This window comes from Shewanella electrica (assembly GCF_022321485.1).
In the GTDB taxonomy this organism is placed as follows: domain Bacteria; phylum Pseudomonadota; class Gammaproteobacteria; order Enterobacterales; family Shewanellaceae; genus Shewanella; species Shewanella electrica.
The window spans coordinates 1-229 of the sequence record NZ_JAKOGG010000860.1; the positions used below are offsets into that span (position 1 = coordinate 1).

1 protein-coding gene is annotated in these 229 nt (G+C 66.8%); it reads left to right on the plus strand.

Annotated elements, in window-relative coordinates; translation table 11 throughout:
* On the plus strand, positions 1-229 hold a 229-nt coding region (locus tag L9G74_RS22240; protein ID WP_238899148.1), incomplete at both ends, for a hypothetical protein.

The window sequence follows — 229 nt, forward strand, 5'->3', positions numbered from 1 at the left end:
GGGGGCGGCTACTTCAAGATCATCAACCGCATGGTGCCGGTGGCCCTGGCCGGCCTTGGCTATAGCGAGGAGAAGGTCGCCGAAATCGTCCGCTACGCGGTCGGCCACGGGTCCCTGAAGGGGGCGCCGGGCATCGACCACGCGGCGCTGAGGACGAGGAAATTCACCGACGCGGCCATCGAGGCCGTGGAAGGGGCGCTGGCCGACGCCTTCAACATCAAGTTCGTCT